The following is a 546-nucleotide window of genomic DNA, read 5'->3' on the forward strand; positions in this document are numbered from 1 at the left end:
ATCCAATTAGACGGTTCACAAACCCGAGCCAACAGAGGAGGAAATAAAGTAGGGTTTCAGTTCAGAAAAGCAGATGAGAGTACAAATTTTTTGTACTTGTGTGATAGGCAGGGCATTCTAATTGCAATTTCAGAACCCATAAGTGGTGAACATCATGATTTAGCAGAAATAAAACAGCAATTTGAACAATTGATAAATTGGCTTGACCAATCTAACATTAGAACCGAAGGTTTATTCTTAAATGCAGATGCTGGTTTTGATAGTCAAGAGTGTAGGCAGATATGTTCCCAACACCATATTGAAGCTAACATAGCTTTCAATAAAAGAAATGGGGCTACTGAAAACAGAAATGAATATTTTGATGAACTCTTATATGAAAATCGCTATGTGATAGAGAGAGCTTTTGCTTGGTTAGACGCTTTTAAAGCTTTGCTTATAAGATATGAAACAACGGCAATCAATTGGCTAAATCTAAATATTATTGGTATGATAGTGTGTTTCCTGCGAAAAATATCCACTAAAATAAAATCTTAAACAAGTTCTTAA

At 34.1% G+C, this 546-nt stretch carries 1 protein-coding gene; it reads left to right on the plus strand.

The window, feature by feature from the left end; translation table 11 throughout:
* On the plus strand, positions 1–534 hold a 534-nt coding region (locus tag A6M55_RS02890), incomplete at its 5' end, for a transposase family protein (protein ID WP_156510967.1).
* Positions 535–546 lie beyond the last annotated feature (12 nt).

The organism is Emticicia sp. MM, from assembly GCF_001649495.1.